The sequence below is a fragment of the Streptomyces sp. 35G-GA-8 genome, from assembly GCF_023534745.1.
GTDB lineage: Bacteria > Actinomycetota > Actinomycetes > Streptomycetales > Streptomycetaceae > Streptomyces.
The window spans coordinates 174338-191265 of record NZ_JAMHJQ010000001.1; the positions used below are offsets into that span (position 1 = coordinate 174338).

Consider the following 16928-nt stretch of genomic DNA (forward strand, 5'->3'; position numbering starts at 1 on the left):
GAAATCCGGACGGGGGTCCAGGAGGGGGAATCCGGGGGAACCGGGCGGGGTCCAGGAGTGGGGCGCGGGCGCGGGGCCGTCAGAGCCGTTCCACGATGGTGGCGACCCCCATACCGCCGCCGACGCAGAGCGTGGCGAGGCCGTACCGCTTGTCCTGGCGCTCCAGTTCGTCCACGAGAGTGCCGAGGATCATGGCGCCGGTGGCCCCGAGCGGATGGCCGAGCGCGATGGCGCCGCCGTTGACATTGACCTTGTCCAGCGAGAGGCCCATCTCCTCGACGAAGCGCAGGACGACCGCCGCGAAGGCTTCGTTGATCTCGACGAGGTCGATGTCCTCGATGGTCAGCCCGGCCTTGGCGAGCGCCTTGCGGCTGGCGGGGGCGGGGCCGGTCAGCATGATGGTCGGTTCGGAACCGGAGACGGCCGCGGAGACGATCCGGGCGCGGGGCGTGAGTCCGTGACGTTCACCGGTCTCGCGGGAGCCGATGGCGACCAGGGCCGCGCCGTCCACGATGCCGGACGAGTTGCCGGCGTGGTGGACATGGTCGATCCGCTCGACCCAGTGGTACTTCTGGAGGACGACGGCGTCGAAGCCGCCCTTGTCCCCGATGCCGGCGAACGACGGTTTGAGCGCGGCGAGCGAGTCGGCGGTGGTGCCGGGGCGCATGTGCTCGTCATGGTCGAGGACGGTGAGGCCGTTGCGGTCGAGGACCGGCACGATCGAGCGTTCGAAGCGGCCCTCCTTCCACGCGGTGGCCGCCCGCTCCTGGGACAGCGCGGCGAACTCGTCCACATCGCGCCTGCTGAAGCCGCCGAGGGTGGCGATCAGATCGGCGCCGATGCCCTGCGGGGCGAAGCCCGTCCGGAAGCTGGTCATCGGGTCCATGGCCCAGGCGCCGCCGTCGGAGCCCATCGGCACCCGCGACATCGACTCGACGCCGCCCGCGAGGATCAGGTCCTCCCAGCCGGAGCGGATCTTGGCGGCGGCCAGATTGACGGCTTCCAGCCCGGAGGCGCAGAAGCGGTTCTCCTGGACGCCCGCGACGGAGTCGGGCAGTCCGGCGGCGACGGCCGCGATCCGGGCGATGTCCGAGCCCTGGTCGCCGAGCGGGCTCACCACACCGAGGACGATGTCATCGATCGCCGCCGGATCGAGTCCGGGGAGGCGGCGGCGCAGCTCATGGATCAGTCCGACGACGAGATCGATCGGCTTCGTGCCGTGCAGGGCGCCATGGGCCTTGCCGCGGCCGCGCGGGGTGCGGATCGCGTCGTAGACGAACGCTTCGGTACTCACGGCGACTGCCTTTCGGGAGAGGTTTCGGGAGGGGGAGGGGCGAGACGAGTGGCTGGGCTGTTCTCCGTGGCGCGTAGGGGCAGGTCCCAGTCGCGGACCACCTCGGCGGTGTCCGCGCCGGGCCGCGCGGGAGCGTGGCGCACCGACCCGGGAGTGACGGAGAACCTCGGCGCGGGCGCGGGCTGGGTGAGTCCCGCGTGGCGGGTGAAGGTGCCGCGGGCCGCCAGATGCGGGTGGGCCGGGGCCTCGCGCAGGGAGAGCACCGGCGCGACACACGCGTCGGAGCCCTCGAAGACCGCCGTCCACTCCTGGCGGGTCTTCGTTCTGAACCGGGCGGCGACCGCCTCGCGCAGTTCGTCCCAGCGCCCGAAGTCCTTGCGCGGCGGGAGCTGTTCGGCGATGCCGAGCAGTTCCACGAACTCGTTGTAGAACCGCTGCTCCAGCGCGCCGACCGCCATGTACTCGCCGTCGGCGGTCTCGTACGAACCGTAGAACGGACTGCCCCCGTCGAGCAGATTGGCGCCCCGCCGGTCCTGCCAGCCACCCGCGCCCATCATCGCGTGGATCATGGTGGTGAGATGGGCGGTGCCGTCGACGATCGCCGCGTCCACCACCTGTCCCGCACCGTCGGGCGTACGCGCGTGCTGGAGCGCGGCGAGGACCCCGATGACCAGATAGAGCGAGCCGCCCGCGTAGTCCCCGAGCAGATTCGCCGGGAGCGCGGGGGGCTCCCCGGCCGTGCCGATCATGGAGAGCGCGCCGCTGACGGCGATATACCCGATGTCGTGCCCGGCACGCTCGGCGAGCGGTCCGTCCTGGCCCCAGCCGGTCATCCGCCCGTACACCAGCCGTGGATTGCGGTCCAGGCACTCCCGCGGCCCGACACCGAGGCGCTCGGCGACCCCCGGCCGGTATCCCTCGATGAGTACGTCGGCGCGCTCGGCCAGATCGAGGACACGGGCCGCGCCGTCCTCGGTCTTGAGGTCGATCAGCACGGACCGCTTGTTGCGGTTGGTCAGGTCGTACGCCGGATCGATACCGAGGCCCGCACCGCCCGGACGGTCGACCCGTACGACATCGGCGCCGAGATCGGCGAGGGTCATCGCGGCGAAGGGGCCGGGGCCGATACCGGCCAGCTCGACCACGCGTACGCCCGTCAGCGGACCATTTCCCGCGGCTGACATCCGGCTCCCATCTGGCTTCCGGCGCTGTGTGACACAACTGATGTAACACCAGCGATGCTAAGAACGGGCCCCACTCCGCACAACCCCTCGGGCCGAGCAAGCGCTTAGTTCTCTCTGTCGAGCCTATGCCGACCCGACCGGTTCCGCGATGAGTGTTCCCGCTCCGTGCCCGAGATCTCACGCTAGTGCCGCGACCGGCAATGTTTGCCCGTCAAGGAGCGGCGTCCAGTGCGTGTGATCGCAAGGCGGCCAGAAGCCCTTGTAGCGGGGCTACTTGGGCTTCTGGCCAACGCCGCGAGCGCGCGTGCTGGGCGACGCGACGGGGCAAACATTGCCGGGAGGGGCACTAGCCTCGGCCACCGGCAATGGCGCGGGGCGGAACGGCGGAGGAGTCAATGGCCAGGACGAACGGGACGGAGCGCCCGTACGACATCGTGCTCTTCGGGGCGACGGGCTTCGTGGGGACACTGACCGCGGAGTATCTCGCGGCCCACGCCCCCGAGAACTGCCGCTGGGCCATCGCCGGGCGCGATCAGGCCCGGCTGGAGCGGCTGCGGGAACGGCTCACCGCGCTCAATCCGGGGTGCGCCGTGCTGCCCGTACTGCGGGCCGACGCGGAAGACCCCGACTCGCTGCGCGCCCTCGCCGAGTCCACCCGGGTCGTCGCGTCGACCGTCGGGCCGTATATCTGGTACGGCGAGAGGCTGGTGGCGGAGTGCGCGGAGACGGGGACCGACTACGCGGACCTGTGCGGCGAGCCCGAGTTCCTTGATCTGATGTATCTGCGTTACGACGTCCGCGCCCGGGAGACCGGGGCACGGCTCGTGCACGCCTGCGGCTTCGACGCGATCCCCGGCGATCTGGGCGCGTACCTCACCGTCCAGCACCTGCCGGAGGACGTACCGCTGCGCGTGGACGCGTTCGTACGTTCCAACGCCCTCTTCTCCGGCGGCACACTCGCCACCGTGCTGACGGCCATGAGCCGCGGCCGGCAGTCGCTGCACGCGGCCCGGGAGCGGCGGCTGCATGAGCCGAGGCTGGTCGACCGCCGCGCGCGCGGGTCCCTCGGCGCCCCGCACTTCAGCCGGGAGACCGGGTACTGGGCACTGCCGCTGCCGACGCTCGACGCGCAGGTGGTGGCGCGCTCGGCAGCGGCGCTGCCGCGCTACGGTCCCGATTTCCGCTACCGGTACTTCGCCGGGGTGAAGACACTGCCGGTGGCGCTCGGCGGCAGCGCGGCGGCCGGGGTGGGTGTCGCCCTGGCCCAACTGCCCCCGGTCCGGAGGTGGTTGACGGGACGATTCGAGTCGGGCAGCGGCCCGGACCTCGAACGCAGGCGAGCGAGCAGCTTCTCGCTCCGTCTGGTGGGCACGGGCGGCGGACACCGGGTCTTCACCGAGGTCTCGGGCGGCGACCCCGGCTATGACGAGTCGGCGAAGATGCTGGCCGAGTCGGCGCTCTCGCTCGCCATGGACGAGCTGCCCGCCACCGCCGGCCAGGTGACCCCGGCGGTGGCGATGGGCGACGCGCTGCTGGGGCGACTGCGGGCGGCGGGGCTGGGGTTCAGGATCGTGGACGCGCGGCAGCTGGACGCGGCCGGCTGAGCCCTGGCGGGGGATCTCCCTCAGTCGGTCGTCTCGCGCAGCGCGCGGCGGCAGAGGGCGTCGGCCCGCCGGGTGGATTCGGGAAGGCGGTAGTGGGGTGTCAGTCGCAGGGTGTGCGCGCAGGCGTTGGCGAGGCCGACACGGTGGCCGACCGAGACGAACACCGGCTTGACGCCCTCCCGCGTGCGCAGCGCCCGCCCCACCTCCTCGCCGTCGTCGGCCACCAGCGGTGAGAAGTCACCGCGCCGGCCGCCCGGCTGCCGGTACGAGAAGGTGAACGGGTTCTTGGCCACACCGATCACCGGAAGGCCGGTGAGCACCCCGAGATGCGCGGCGAGCCCGAAGCGGCGCGGATGGGCCAGTCCGTAGCCGTCGCAGACGATGAGGCCGGGCTCCGAGGTGAGCGCTTCGAGGGCGGCCAGGACGGTGGGGATCTCCCGGAAGGCCAGCAGTCCGGGTACGTAAGGGAAGGCGACCGTGCCGACGGCGGTGGCCTCCTCGACGACGGCGAGGGTGGCGGCGTCGAGCACGACGGCCGCGGCGGCGACGACATCACGCTCGTCGTCGTACGCCACATCCACCCCCGTCACCAGCCCGGTTCCGGGCGGCGGCCCCGGCTCGTCCCGTACGACCAGGCCGCGCAGCTCGTCCTGGATGGCACGGGCCTCGGTCTCGTCCTCGGGCGTTCTGATCATCTTCATGGTCAACACACACTAGGGCCCGCCCGGGGTCGGAATCACGCCATGGCGGAGACCTTTGGGGGGCACGGTGACACAGCTCACTCCCGTTTTGGAGCACGTATCGAGGCGCTCCACCGTCTTTCCCATAGAAGAAGACCTCATCCAGGTCCGACGAAGGGGAGCAGACCATGACGCTCGTCATTGAACAGGCCGTACAGGCCCGGCTGGTCGCGTCCGCTCCCCGGCTGGAGACCGTACCCGCGACCCTGCGCTACGACCGGGCGGACCCCTTCGCCGTACGGATGGCGTTCCCGCCGCCGGCGACGCTGGAGGGCACCGAGGTGACCTGGGAGTTCTCCCGTGAGCTGCTGGCGACGGGCATGACCGAGCCCGTCGGGGTCGGGGACGTACGGGTGCGGCCCTTCGGGTACGGCCGTACGGTGCTGGAGTTCCACGCTCCCGAGGGCACCGCGATGGTCCATCTGCGCACCGCCGAGCTGCGGCGTTTCCTGGAGCGCTCCGAGGATCTCGTCCCGGTCGGCCGCGAGCATCACTACCTCGATCTCGACCACGATCTGACCGAGCTGCTGCGCGACGCCTGCTGAGCCCGCCCGCCCCCCGCCCGAGTCCGCCCGCCGCGTCCGAGTCCGAGTCCGCCCGGCGCGCGCCCGCGCCCACTCCGCCGTAATCGCGTTGACCACACCCCGGCCCCTCCCTACGGTGGGTCGTGGTCCTGTTGTCGCCGATTGGAGTAGGACGTTGCTCGTCTGAGGTCCTGAGACACCGCTGTCGCACAGCCTCCGCCGGTTCTTCCGGCCGTTGTGCGTCTCGTGTGCGACCTCGGCTGCCGAGCCGTCCTCCCGACCGGGATCCCCCGTCTCGCGGTGTCTCCATCCGTTGCCCCGTACACCTGACTTCCCCGCAGCGACCGGAGACCTCCATGTCTACCTCTCCCACCTTCATCACCTGCGCCGCCCTCTCCTTCACCTGGCCCGACGGGACCGGTGTGTTCGATGATCTCCAGCTGGCCGTCGGTCCCGGCAGAACGGGTCTGATCGGTCTCAACGGATCAGGAAAATCAACGCTGTTGCGGCTCATCGCGGGCGAACTGACCCCGGCCGAGGGCACGATCAAGGTGGCCGGCGAGATCGGTCATCTGCCGCAGACCGTGGTGCTCGACACCGCGCTGCGGGTGGACGAGGCCCTCGGTATCGCGGCGACCCGCACCGCGCTGCACGCCATCGAGTCGGGCGACGCGAGCGAGGAGCACTTCACCGCCGTCGGCGACGACTGGGACGTCGAGGAGCGGGCCCATGCCACCCTCGCTCAGCTCGGCCTCGGCCATCTCGGCCTCGACCGGACCATCGGTGAGATGTCGGGCGGCGAGTGCGTGCTGCTCCGGCTGGCCGCGCTGCTGCTGGCCGGGCCGGCGGTGCTGCTGCTCGACGAGCCGACCAACAACCTCGATCTGCACGCGCGGCGACGGCTGTACGACGCGGTCGACACCTGGTCCGGTGTGATGGTCGTGGTCAGCCATGACCGCGAACTGCTCGAACGCGTCGATCAGATCGCGGATCTCCGGGACGGCGAGGTGCGGTGGTACGGCGGCAACTACACGGCCTACGAGGACGCGCTCGCCCAGGAACAGGAGGCGGCCGAACGCATGGTGCGGGTCGCGGAGGCCGACGTACAGCGACAGAAGCGCGAACTCGCCGAAGCCCAGCAGAAGTTGGCCAAGCGCGTGCGATACGGCCAGAAGATGTACGACACCAAACGGGAGCCCCGGGCCGTCATGAGGATGCGCAAGCGCACCGCCCAGGAGTCCGCGGGCAAGCACCGCGTCATGCACACCGAGCGGCTGGCCGAGGCGAGGGAGCGCCTGGACGAGGCGGTGGACGCGGTACGGGACGACGACGAGATCCGTATCGAGCTGCCGCACACCACGGTCCACCCCGGCCGCGCCGTGCTCACGCTGCGAGAGCTGCGACCGCCGTACGGGGCCGAGGCCAAGGGGGAGTTCGAGATCCGCGGCCCCGAGCGGATCGCGCTCGTCGGCCGGAACGGCTCGGGCAAGACCACACTGCTGCGTACGGTCGCCGGGGAGCTGGAACCGGTCTCCGGCGAGGCGCTGACCCATGTCCCCCTGCGCTTTCTGCCTCAGCGGCTGGATGTCCTCGATGACGCGCTGAGCGTGGTGGACAACGTGGCGCGGTTCGCGCCCGGGGCGACGAACAACATGATCCGGGCGCGGCTGGCACGCTTCCTGTTCCGGGGCGCGCGCGCCGACCAGCCGGCCGGTACGCTCTCGGGCGGGGAGCGGTTCCGGGCCTCGCTCGCCGCGCTGCTGCTGGCGGAGCCGGCGCCGCGGCTGCTGATGCTGGACGAGCCGACGAACAACCTCGACATGGCGGGGGTGCGCCGGCTCACGGCCGCCCTGGAGTCGTACGAGGGCGCGCTGATCGTGGCGAGCCATGATGTGCCGTTCCTGGAGTCGCTCGGCATCACCCGCTGGCTGCTGCTGGACGGGGAGCTGCGCGACACCACCGCCGAGGAGGTACGGGCGGCCGGAACGCGTGGATAAGTGAATGGGCGCACCGGGCGCCGACCGGAAATCCGGACAGAAGATGTCCGGGTTTCCGGTTAGCGTCGGGGCATGCCTCAAAACATCACCATCACGGGTGCCCGTGAGAACAACCTCCGGGACGTGTCCCTCACCATTCCGAAGGGCAAGATCACCGTCTTCACCGGGGTGTCGGGGTCCGGCAAGTCCTCGATCGTCTTCGACACCGTCGCGGTGGAGTCGCAGCGCCAACTGAACGAGACCTTCACCTCGTTCATCAGAAGTTTTCTGCCGAAGTACGAGCGCCCGCAGGTCGACGGGATCGATGATCTCTCGGTGGCGGTCGTTGTCGACCAGAAGCCGATCGGCGGCAATGTCCGCTCCACGGTCGGCACGATGACGGACATCTACTCGGTGATCCGGGTGCTGTTCTCGCGCCATGGCGTGCCGAGCGCGGGGGCGGCGACCGCGTACTCCTTCAATGACCCGTCGGGGATGTGCGCGCTCTGCGACGGGGTGGGCCGGGTGGTGGCGCTCGACATCGACCGGGCGATCGACTGGACCAAATCGCTCGACGAGGGCGCGCTGCTGCTGCCCGGGCTCTCCGTGAACAGCTGGGAGTGGAGTCTGTACGCCGAGTCCGGCCACTTCGACCGGGCGAAGCCGCTCGGCGAGTACACCGACGAGGAGCGTGAACTGCTGCTGCACGGCGGTGACTTCAAGGTCCGGATCCAAGTGAAGTCGGGCGCGGTCGATATGCGGTTCGAGGGAATCGTCTCCCGCTTCACCCGGCTCTTCCTCAACCGTGACACCGCCAATCTCTCCGAGAAGCGCAAGGAGGCGGCGGCGCGCTTCACGGTGGAGCGGCTGTGCGAGGCGTGCGGCGGGGCGCGCCTCAACGAGGCCGCGCTCGCCTCCCGTATCGACGGGCTGAGCATCGCCGATCACACCCGCATGGAGGTCGCCGATCTGGTGGAGGTGCTGGGCCGGATAGACGACCCCGTGGCGACCCCGATCGCGACCGCCGCCCGTGAGCGGCTGGAGCGGCTGGTGGGGATCGGGCTCGGCTATCTCAGCCTGGACCGGGAGACCACCACACTGTCCGGCGGCGAGGGCCAGCGGCTCAAGATGGTGCGCCATCTGGGGAGTTCGCTGACCGGCCTCACCTTCATCTTCGACGAGCCGAGTGTGGGACTGCATCCGCGCGATGTCGGCCGGCTGAACGATCTGCTGATACGGCTGCGCGACAAGGGCAATACGGTGCTGGTGGTGGAGCACGACCCGGATGTGATGGCGATCGCGGACCATATCGTCGACATGGGTCCGAAGGCCGGGACGGACGGCGGCCGGATCGTGTACGAGGGCCCGGTGGACCGGCTCCGGGAGGCCGATACGCTCACCGGCCGCTGTCTGCGCCGCCGTACACCCGTCAAGGAGTCGTTCCGCTCCCCCGCCGACTGGCTTCCGGTGACCGGCGCGGCGCTGCACAACCTCAAGGGCATCGATGTACGGTTCCCGACCGGCGTGCTCACGGCCGTGACCGGGGTGGCGGGGTCCGGGAAGTCGACCCTGATCTCGGAGGTGTTCACGGCGGCGTACCCGGAGGCGATCGTCATCGACCAGGGCGCCATCACCGCCTCGTCCCGCTCCACCCCCGCCTCGTACCTCGGCGTCATGGACACCATCCGCAAGATCTTCGCCAAGGAGAACGGGGTCGCGCCGGGGCTGTTCAGCTTCAACTCCTCGGGGGCGTGCGGGGAGTGCTCGGGACGCGGGCTGATCTACACCGATCTCGCCTTCATGGACCCGGTGACCACGACCTGCCACGCCTGCGAGGGACGGCGCTTCCACGACGAGGTGCTGCGGCACACGGTGCGGGGCCGCTCCATCGTCGACGTACTGGACATGACGGCGGCGGTGGCCATGGAGTTCTTCACGGACAGGGCGCTGCTGCGAAAGCTGCGTACGCTCAATGACGTCGGGCTGACCTATCTCACCCTCGGTCAGCCGCTCAGCTCGCTCTCGGGCGGCGAGCGCCAGCGCATCAAGCTGGCCACGCAACTGCATCGCACGGGCAGTGTGTACGTACTCGACGAGCCGACCACCGGGCTGCACATGGCGGACGTGGACACGCTGGTGACACTGCTGGACCGGCTGGTCGACGCCGGGAACTCGGTGATCTGCGTCGAGCACAACATGGATGTGGTCAAGCGGGCGGACTGGGTGATCGATCTCGGCCCCGACGGCGGCAAGCACGGCGGAGAGATCGTCTTCGAGGGAACTCCGCGGCAGTTGCTCGATCATCCCAAGTCCTTCACCGCCGAGTATCTGCGCAGGGAGCAGGAGGGGGCCCCTCTCCCGGCCTGAGCGGATACGAGCCGGCTCCGCTGGGCACCGGCCAGGCCGGCTGGGCACGGGCCGGGTCCAGCGGGCACGGGCGGGCTTTGCGGGTACGGGCGGGTCCAGCGGGCACGGGTCGCCAAGTTCGAAGGGTGCGTGACGTGTCTCTCTGTGCGCCTTCGGGACCTCTCCGACCTGCGCGCATGACCGAGCGTAGGGATGTTCGACGTCAGCGGGCTTGGTCTTCGCCTTACCGGGGCCTTAACCTACGGTGTCGTAACCTACGAACCCGTAGGTAAACCTCCCGTCCCCCCTGGAGTACCCGTGTCGATCACCTCTCCCCACCTCGGCAGTTCGGACGCGTGGACTGACGCCCGGCTGCTGTACGCGCTGGAAGAGGTGGTGGAGAAGGAGCTCAACCGCCATCTCAAAGTCGCCAAGGACTGGATGCCGCACGAGTACGTGCCATGGTCCGACGGCCGCAACTTCCCCGGCGTCTTCGAGAACGGCGAGGCCTGGGACCCCGAGCAGTCGAAGGTCACCGACATAGGCAAGATCGCGCTCGTGGTCAATCTGCTGACCGAGGACAACCTCCCCAGCTACCACCACGAGATCGCGAGTCTCTTCGGCCGCGACGGGGCCTGGGGCACCTGGGTGCACCGCTGGACCGCGGAAGAGGGCCGGCACGGCATTGTGATGCGGGACTACCTGCTCACCTCGCGGGCCGTGGACCCGGACAAGCTGGAGCAGTTCCGGATGGCGCACATGTCGGAGGGATTCGAGTCCGACAACCGCCACTCCATGCTGCACTCCGTCGCCTATGTCGCCTTCCAGGAGCTGGCGACCCGGGTCTCGCACCGCAACACCGGACACCAGTCGGGCGACCCGGTCTGTGACCGGATGCTGGCGCGGATCGCCACCGACGAGAACCTGCACATGGTCTTCTACCGGAATCTGCTGGGCGCGGCCTTCGAGATCGCCCCGGATCTGACCATGCAGTCCGTCCGCGATGTCGTCGTGAACTTCCGGATGCCCGGACACGGCATGCCCGGCTTCGAGCGCGCCGCCGCGCAGATGGCCATTGGCGAGATCTACAACATGCGGATCCATCACGACGATGTGCTCCAGCCGGTGCTGCGCTATCTGAAGGTCCTGGAGATCGACGGGCTGGGCCCGGAGGGACTCAAGGCGCAGGAAGAGCTGGGGATGTACATGGGCGGTCTGAACAGCGAGGCGAGCAAGTTCGACGAGAGGCTCGCCGCGCGCAAGGCACGGATGGCGGCGCGCGCCGCCGGCTGATTCCGCCGGCCGGGTTCCGTGGGCCGGCTGCTGTAGCGGCTGCCGGAGCGGCTGCCCTGCCCACATCGTCGCCGTCGCCGGGTTCTTCGGCGGCGGCGACGATCCGCTCGGACGCGCCCGGGTTCACGCGCCCGGGTTCACGCGCACGGTTCAGCCTCTGCGGAGGCCGGCCGCGTCTCGCCGGAGGTTCTGCCGCTCCTTCTCCGAGAGACCACCCCAGACGCCGAATCGCTCGTCGTTGGCGAGCGCGTACTGGAGGCAGGCCACCCTGCCCTCGCAGGCGCCGCAGAGCCGCTTCGCCTCCCGGGTGGAGGAGCCGGGGGCGGGGAAGAAGAATTCCGGCCCGGTCTGGGCACACAACGCGCTCTCCTGCCAGGAGAGTTCGTGCTCACCGCGGTCGGTCGCGTCCTTTGTGTCGGTCGTGCTGGTGGTGATGTCGGTGATGTTGATCGGCATGCCGCACAGGCTGCCGGGCCGCGATAAACAAGTGATTGACGAACCGTCAACGACCCGGCGGGCCGGCGAAGGGCCGGGCGTCTCCCGCGCCGCCGTCAGCCGGCGTCAGCCGGTCTGGTCCACGCCCTGCATCACCGCGAACCGCGTCCCGGAGGGGTCGGTGAGCTTCGCGAACCGTCCGACGCCCTCGATATCGGTCGGCGCCACCCGGACCGTACCGCCCAGCTTCCGCGCGGCCGTCACAGAAGCGTCGCAGTCCGTGACCGCAAAGTACAGGAGCCAGTGCGGGCCCGTGTCGGCCTCCGCCGGGTCGGTGCCGAGCGGCACGAAGCCGCCGAACATCCCCTCGGCGCCCTGGCCCGCCGGATTCACCATCCGGTAGGCGCCCGTTCCGTCCGGCATCGGCATGCTGGTGGTCTCCCAGCCGAAGACCGAGTTGTAGAAGCGGTACGCGGCGTCCTCGTCCGGGGTGTACAACTCGCCCCAGCAGAGGCTGCCCGGCTCGTCGACGGCGTCCAGCCCCTTGTTCTTGCCCGGCTGCCAGACCGAGAAGCCCGCGCCCGACGGATCGGTGAAGACCGCCATTCTGCCGAGGTCCATCACGTCCATCGGCTCGAAGACGACAGAACCACCGCCCTGCTGAACGGACTTGGCCATGGCATCGGCGTTGGGCGTCTGGAAGTACAGGGACCAGGAAGGCGGCGCCTGGCCGGGCTCCACGGGCATGGCACCGGCCGCTGTCCTGCCGTTCAGCTGGAACAGGCCGTAGCCGCCGGCCTCCGGGCCCGCGGAGACGAAGTCCCAGCCGAAAATACCTTTGTAGAAGGTGGCCGCGCCCTCGATATCGGGGGTGCCGAGGTCGATCCACACCGGGGAACCGGTGACAAACGGCGTCCTGACCATGGCGCGCTCCTTCAGGGGATCCCATAGCTGTCTCCCTCCGAGTCTCCTCCCCGTGCGGTGCCCTCGCATGTGCTGCCGGGCCCGACAGGAGGCCGCACGATCGTGCGTTCAGTAGAGTGGGGGAATGAGCGGCACACGCGGCAGTACTGACGGGCGCGTCGAGCGCGGCAATCAGACTCGGCGGCTGGTGCTCGACCGCACGATGGACATCGCGTCGGTCGAGGGGCTGGAAGGGCTCTCCCTCGGTCGTATCGCCACCGAGCTGAAGCTGAGCAAAAGCGGTGTCTTCGCCCTCTTCGGCTCGAAGGAGGAACTTCAGCTGGCGACGGTACGGGCGGCCACCGATGTCTACGCCACGCATGTCGTCCACCCGACGCGCGAGTTGCCCCCTGGCGCCGGGCGCGTGTGGGCGCTGTGCCGCAACTGGCTGACGTACTCCTCGACCCGGGTCTTCGCCGGCGGTTGCTTCTTCTACGCCGTCGCCGCCGAATTCGACGCGCGCAGCGGTCCGGTGCACGACGCGATCGCCACTTCCCTGGACGACTGGGTGGGTTATGTGGAGCGCACGATCGAGAAGGCGCGGCTCGCCGGGGGCTTCGGGGCCGAACTGGACGTGCCGCAGCTGGCGTTCGAGATCATCGCGCTGATGGAGGCGGCCAACGCCAAGTCCGTACTGCACGGTGACGAGGTCGCGTACGAGAGGGCGGCGCGGGGAATCCTGAACCGACTGCGCGCCGCCGCGACCGACCCGGCTGCCCTCCCCGGGAGCCCCGACTTCGGCGGGGACACACCGGCGTCCGCGTAAGCGCCCGCAGCGGCGTCAGGGACGGCCGCGTCAGAGGACGGCTGATCCGGGGCGCGGGGCGGCATCCCGTACGCCCGGCTCGACCCGTCGCTCCGACGGGGCGGCGTGTTGCCGCTCCTGGTGTACGAAGTCCACGGCGGTGGCGACCACTTCGGGGTCGCCGAGGATCCTCCGGTGGCCGAGCCCCCGGGTCACGACCAGCCGCGCGCTCTCCCCGTACGCGCGGACGAGGGCCCGGGACTGGTCGAGCGGCACCCTGTCGTCGTCCTCGTCGTGGACGAGCAGAACAGGGACGCCGATCTCCTCCGGACGATGGGTGGCGCTGAGGCGCCGCCAGATGTCCGGCTCCCCCGGAAGCATGACCCGTTCGAGATGGCCGCGCATGTCGCGGGCTATCCGCTCCCGCAGACCGAGCATCGTACGGAACCCACCGATGATCCAGTCGAATTCGGCGACCCCGCCGATCCCGACCACCCGGCGTGCCTCCACGCCGTCGCGCAGCGCGAAGAACGTCGCGAGCACACCGAACGAGTGGGCGACGACGGCCTCGAATCTCCCGTGCTCGGCGTGCAACCGTCTGATGATCTCCCGGTATTCGATGATCGAGGTGTCACGCCCCGAGGAGGCGCCGTGCGCCGGGGCGTCGAACGCGACCGGGCTGTAGCCCTGTTCGCGCAGCGCCGTGACGAATGCCCCGAGCCGCGAGGCACGTGACTCCCAGCCGTGCACGAGCAGCACGGGACGCGAGCCGTCGCCCCACTGATGGGTGACGACGGACTTGCCGTTCACGGTGAGCCGTCCGGTACGGGCCTCGGCGAGCAACTCGCTCTCCCCCGGGCGGAGACGGCTGTGGCCGACGGGCCGCAGAGAGACGGCGAAGGCGGCGCGTCCGGCCAGCCGGGGGGCGAGGTGCGAGGTGGTGTTGAGGGCGGTGCGCAGGGCGGTACGAGAGACGGTCTGGACGAGCGCGGTCATGGGTGACATGGCCCGGATCTCCTTGATCGGCCGGCGAATGGGAAGATGCTAGCACGATCGTTCGTTTAGTTTTAGCTGGAAGGACACGGGCCCGGTAGCGGGGCACGGGCCTCTTCGTCCGGTGGGCGTGGGAGCATATGAGCCGGTCAGGTGCGGACAGAGCGGTTCGGTCCGGTATCGGGTGGAGAGGCGTATGAGAGGTGCGGGGGCCACGCCGGGACACCCCCCGGTGCCCGCGGGACGACGGGCCGGTGCCGTGCTCGACGCGGCCTTGTCGCTGCTCGACGGCGCACAGCGGCTGCTCGACGACCACGACCGAGCCGTCACCGCCGTACGCGATGCCCACCGGCCGCTCCGGCGGAAGCTGACGGGCGCGGAGCTCGCCGCGATCCCGGTCTCCCGGCTCAAGGACGTCACCTCGGGCCGGTTACGGCTCGGCGCGCTCGAACAGGCCGGTTTCACCTCGGTGGGCGAGGTGTACGAGGCGGGCCGGCACGCCCTGCGTCAACTGCCCGGCGTCGGCGGGCACACCGCCGACCAGGCGGTGGCCGCCGCCACCCGGATCGCCGAGGCGGTCGGGGAGACCGTCTCCGTACGCATCGACATGGACCACCCCGAGCCGCGCACCACCGCGCTGGTGACGGCCCTGCACCGGCTGGTCGAGGCGGGACCGGGGCTGCGGCGCGCGCACGACTCCGCCGAGCGGCTCACCACGGAGCTGCGCGCACTGCTGCCGGAAGCCGAGCCCACGCGCGGTCGGCTGCGGATGGCGCTCATGGGACGGGAACGGCGGGAGCGGGCACTCGGCGCGGTCGGCCGGATCCGGCAGCGACTCGACGAGGCCGCGGAAGCGGACGTACCGATGCTGTTCGCGCAGCTCTCGGTGGATCTGCTGCGGGAGCCGGCCTCGGACGTCGAATGCTGGATCGACTTCGAGCTGCGCTCGGCCGAGTACTACAGCGTGCTCGCCGAGACCACGGGCGGCGCGCCCGATGTCGCCGCGTCCGAGGGGTTCATGCCGTCCGAGATCGCGGGGCGGGTCCGGGCCCAGCAACTGGACGACACCAGACTGCGGGTGTCGCTGCGTGGCTACCAGTCGTTCGGGGCGCGCTTCGCGCTGAGCCAGCGACGGGTGATCATCGGCGACGAGATGGGCCTCGGCAAGACGGTGCAGGCCATCGCCGCGCTCGCCCATCTCGCGGCGCGCGGCGGCACGCACTTCATGGTGGTGTGCCCCAACAGCGTGCTGATCAACTGGACCCGGGAGATCCGTGCCCGCAGCACCCTGCGGGCGGTTCCGGTGCACGGCCCGGAGCGGCGGGAGGCGTTCAGGGAGTGGCGCGAGCGAGGCGGCGTCGCCGTCACCACCTTCGACTCCCTGCATACGCTACCACTGGCCGGGGACGCGGAGCCGCGGGCCGAGGCCATGAAGCCGCCTTCCCCGGAGCCCCGGATGCTGGTGGTCGACGAGGCTCACTATGTGAAGAACCCGGACACCCGCAGATCCCGTGCCCTCTCCGGCTGGACGGCAGGGGCCGAACACGTCCTGTTCATGACGGGTACGCCGATGGAGAACCGGGTCGCGGAGTTCCGCAGCCTGGTCCAGCGCCTCCAGCCCGAACTGGCCCAGGCGGTGGAGGGAATCGACGCGGTCGCGGGCTCCCATGCCTTCCGCCGCGCGGTCGCCCCCGCCTATCTGCGCCGCAACCAGCAGGACGTCCTCGCCGAACTGCCCGCGCTGGTACAGGTCGACGAGTGGGAGGAGCTGAGCGCCGGGGATCTGGCGGCCTACCGGGAGGCCGTGGCCTCCGGGCACTTCATGCGGATGCGCCGGGCCGCGTACGCACGCCCGGGGACCTCGGCGAAGCTCGGGCGGCTGCGTGAGCTGGTGACCGAGGCGGCGGAGAACGAACTGAAGGTCGTCGTCTTCTCGTACTTTCAGGATGTTCTCGCCACGGTCCGAGAAGCCCTGGGCGAGCGGGCGTTCGGCCCGCTCGCCGGCGATGTGCCGGCGGCGCGCCGCCAGGGGATCGTCGACCGCTTCACGGCGGCCCCGGGCCACGCGGTGCTGCTGAGCCAGATCCAGGCGGGCGGCGTCGGGCTCAACATGCAGGCCGCGTCGGTGGTCATCCTCTGCGAACCACAGGTCAAACCCACCTTGGAACACCAAGCGGTGGCCCGCGCCCACCGGATGGGACAGGTCCGTCCGGTACAGGTCCACCGACTGCTCGCGGTGGACAGCGTGGACCAGCGCCTGCTGCACATCCTCGCGAACAAGAACCGACTGTTCGACGCGTACGCCAGACGCAGCGACCTGGCGGACGCGACACCGGACGCGATCGACGCCTCGGACCGCGACATCGCGCGCAGGATCGTGGAGGAGGAACAGGTGCGGCTGGCGGAGGGGTGAGTGAGGGGGCGGGGTGGGTGGGTTTGGGGTTGGGTGCGGGTTCGTGCCGAGAGGTAGTCGGGGTGGGCCGGGGGGTTTGGTGTCGGGTGGGGGCCGCCCCTTGGGTTTCAGTTTCGCGGTTCCGGGTTGGGCGTCAAGGGCGCTCCTTCGTCGCGTCGGCAAGCCGATGACCTCCGGTCACCCTTGACACCCAACCCTCCACCGCAAGTGCTGCTTTGAGGGGGGCGGCCCGGGGGGAGGGGTCCCCGGGGAAGCACCCATGTACCGGCGGCCTGTTCCCGACCGCAGGTCGGTGGGTGGTCTGCGCGGCAGTGGAGTGGGGCGGCCCGGCCCCGGCTCAGCGGGCAGGCGTGGGTGGGTGGTTGGGACTCATGCCCCGCTGTGCGGGTCCGTTGCCGGGTGACACCTGTCAGCCGAG

At 70.4% G+C, this 16928-nt stretch carries 13 protein-coding genes; 7 read left to right on the forward strand and 6 right to left on the reverse strand.

The window, feature by feature from the left end:
* Nucleotides 1–79: 79 nt before the first annotated feature.
* Both M1203_RS00765 and M1203_RS00770 read right to left on the reverse strand, forming a co-directional pair.
* Nucleotides 80–1294: an acetyl-CoA C-acetyltransferase gene (locus M1203_RS00765; RefSeq protein WP_249947465.1), complete on the reverse strand. Its 1215-nt coding sequence runs from the start codon at nt 1292–1294 to the stop codon at nt 80–82.
* Nucleotides 1291–2478, reverse strand: coding sequence for a CaiB/BaiF CoA-transferase family protein (locus tag M1203_RS00770; protein WP_249947466.1), 1188 nt, complete (start codon nt 2476–2478; stop codon nt 1291–1293). Before M1203_RS00770 ends, M1203_RS00765 begins: the two co-directional genes overlap by 4 nt.
* 395 nt (nt 2479–2873) lie before the next feature.
* Here M1203_RS00770 and M1203_RS00775 point away from each other — a divergent pair, with 395 nt between their 5' ends.
* Complete coding sequence (locus M1203_RS00775) at nt 2874–4082, forward strand: trans-acting enoyl reductase family protein (RefSeq protein ID WP_249947467.1); 1209 nt, start codon at nt 2874–2876, stop codon at nt 4080–4082.
* A 20-nt stretch (nt 4083–4102) separates the two neighbouring features.
* Here M1203_RS00775 and M1203_RS00780 read toward each other — a convergent pair whose 3' ends face one another.
* A complete protein-coding gene (locus M1203_RS00780) occupies nt 4103–4783 on the reverse strand; it encodes an endonuclease V (protein ID WP_249947468.1) in 681 nt (226 codons plus the stop codon).
* Nucleotides 4784–4950: 167 nt separating this feature from the next.
* On the opposite strand from M1203_RS00780, the gene M1203_RS00785 reads away from it, so the two are divergent.
* From M1203_RS00785 to M1203_RS00800, 4 genes are all read left to right on the forward strand, one after another.
* Complete coding sequence (locus M1203_RS00785) at nt 4951–5367, forward strand: SsgA family sporulation/cell division regulator (protein WP_249947469.1); 417 nt, start codon at nt 4951–4953, stop codon at nt 5365–5367.
* Between the two features lie 335 nt (nt 5368–5702).
* Nucleotides 5703–7343 carry an ABC-F family ATP-binding cassette domain-containing protein gene (locus tag M1203_RS00790; protein WP_249947470.1) on the forward strand — a complete coding sequence of 547 codons (1641 nt, stop codon included), beginning with the start codon at nt 5703–5705 and terminating at the stop codon, nt 7341–7343.
* A gap of 72 nt (nt 7344–7415) precedes the next feature.
* Nucleotides 7416–9689, forward strand: coding sequence for an excinuclease ABC subunit UvrA (locus M1203_RS00795; RefSeq protein ID WP_249947471.1), 2274 nt, complete (start codon nt 7416–7418; stop codon nt 9687–9689).
* Nucleotides 9690–9986: 297 nt separating this feature from the next.
* A complete protein-coding gene (locus M1203_RS00800) occupies nt 9987–10961 on the forward strand; it encodes an acyl-ACP desaturase (protein WP_249947472.1) in 975 nt (324 codons plus the stop codon).
* Between the two features lie 150 nt (nt 10962–11111).
* Here the strand turns inward: M1203_RS00800 and M1203_RS00805 are convergent, their stop codons facing one another.
* Nucleotides 11112–11417: a WhiB family transcriptional regulator gene (locus M1203_RS00805; RefSeq protein WP_249947473.1), complete on the reverse strand. Its 306-nt coding sequence runs from the start codon at nt 11415–11417 to the stop codon at nt 11112–11114.
* Nucleotides 11418–11522: 105 nt separating this feature from the next.
* The gene (locus tag M1203_RS00810) at nt 11523–12320 is read right to left on the reverse strand and encodes a VOC family protein (RefSeq protein ID WP_249947474.1); all 798 of its coding nucleotides are present in this window, start codon (nt 12318–12320) and stop codon (nt 11523–11525) included.
* Nucleotides 12321–12444: 124 nt separating this feature from the next.
* Between M1203_RS00810 and M1203_RS00815 the strand changes: the two genes are divergently transcribed.
* Entirely contained in the window at nt 12445–13125 is a 681-nt protein-coding gene (locus tag M1203_RS00815) for a TetR/AcrR family transcriptional regulator (RefSeq protein ID WP_249947475.1), read from the forward strand.
* A gap of 30 nt (nt 13126–13155) precedes the next feature.
* Here the strand turns inward: M1203_RS00815 and M1203_RS00820 are convergent, their stop codons facing one another.
* Nucleotides 13156–14109, reverse strand: a complete 954-nt coding sequence (locus tag M1203_RS00820) for an alpha/beta fold hydrolase (protein WP_249947476.1) — start codon at nt 14107–14109, stop codon at nt 13156–13158.
* Between the two features lie 184 nt (nt 14110–14293).
* Between M1203_RS00820 and M1203_RS00825 the strand changes: the two genes are divergently transcribed.
* Entirely contained in the window at nt 14294–16510 is a 2217-nt protein-coding gene (locus M1203_RS00825) for a DEAD/DEAH box helicase (protein WP_249947477.1), read from the forward strand.
* Nucleotides 16511–16928: the final 418 nt, after the last annotated feature.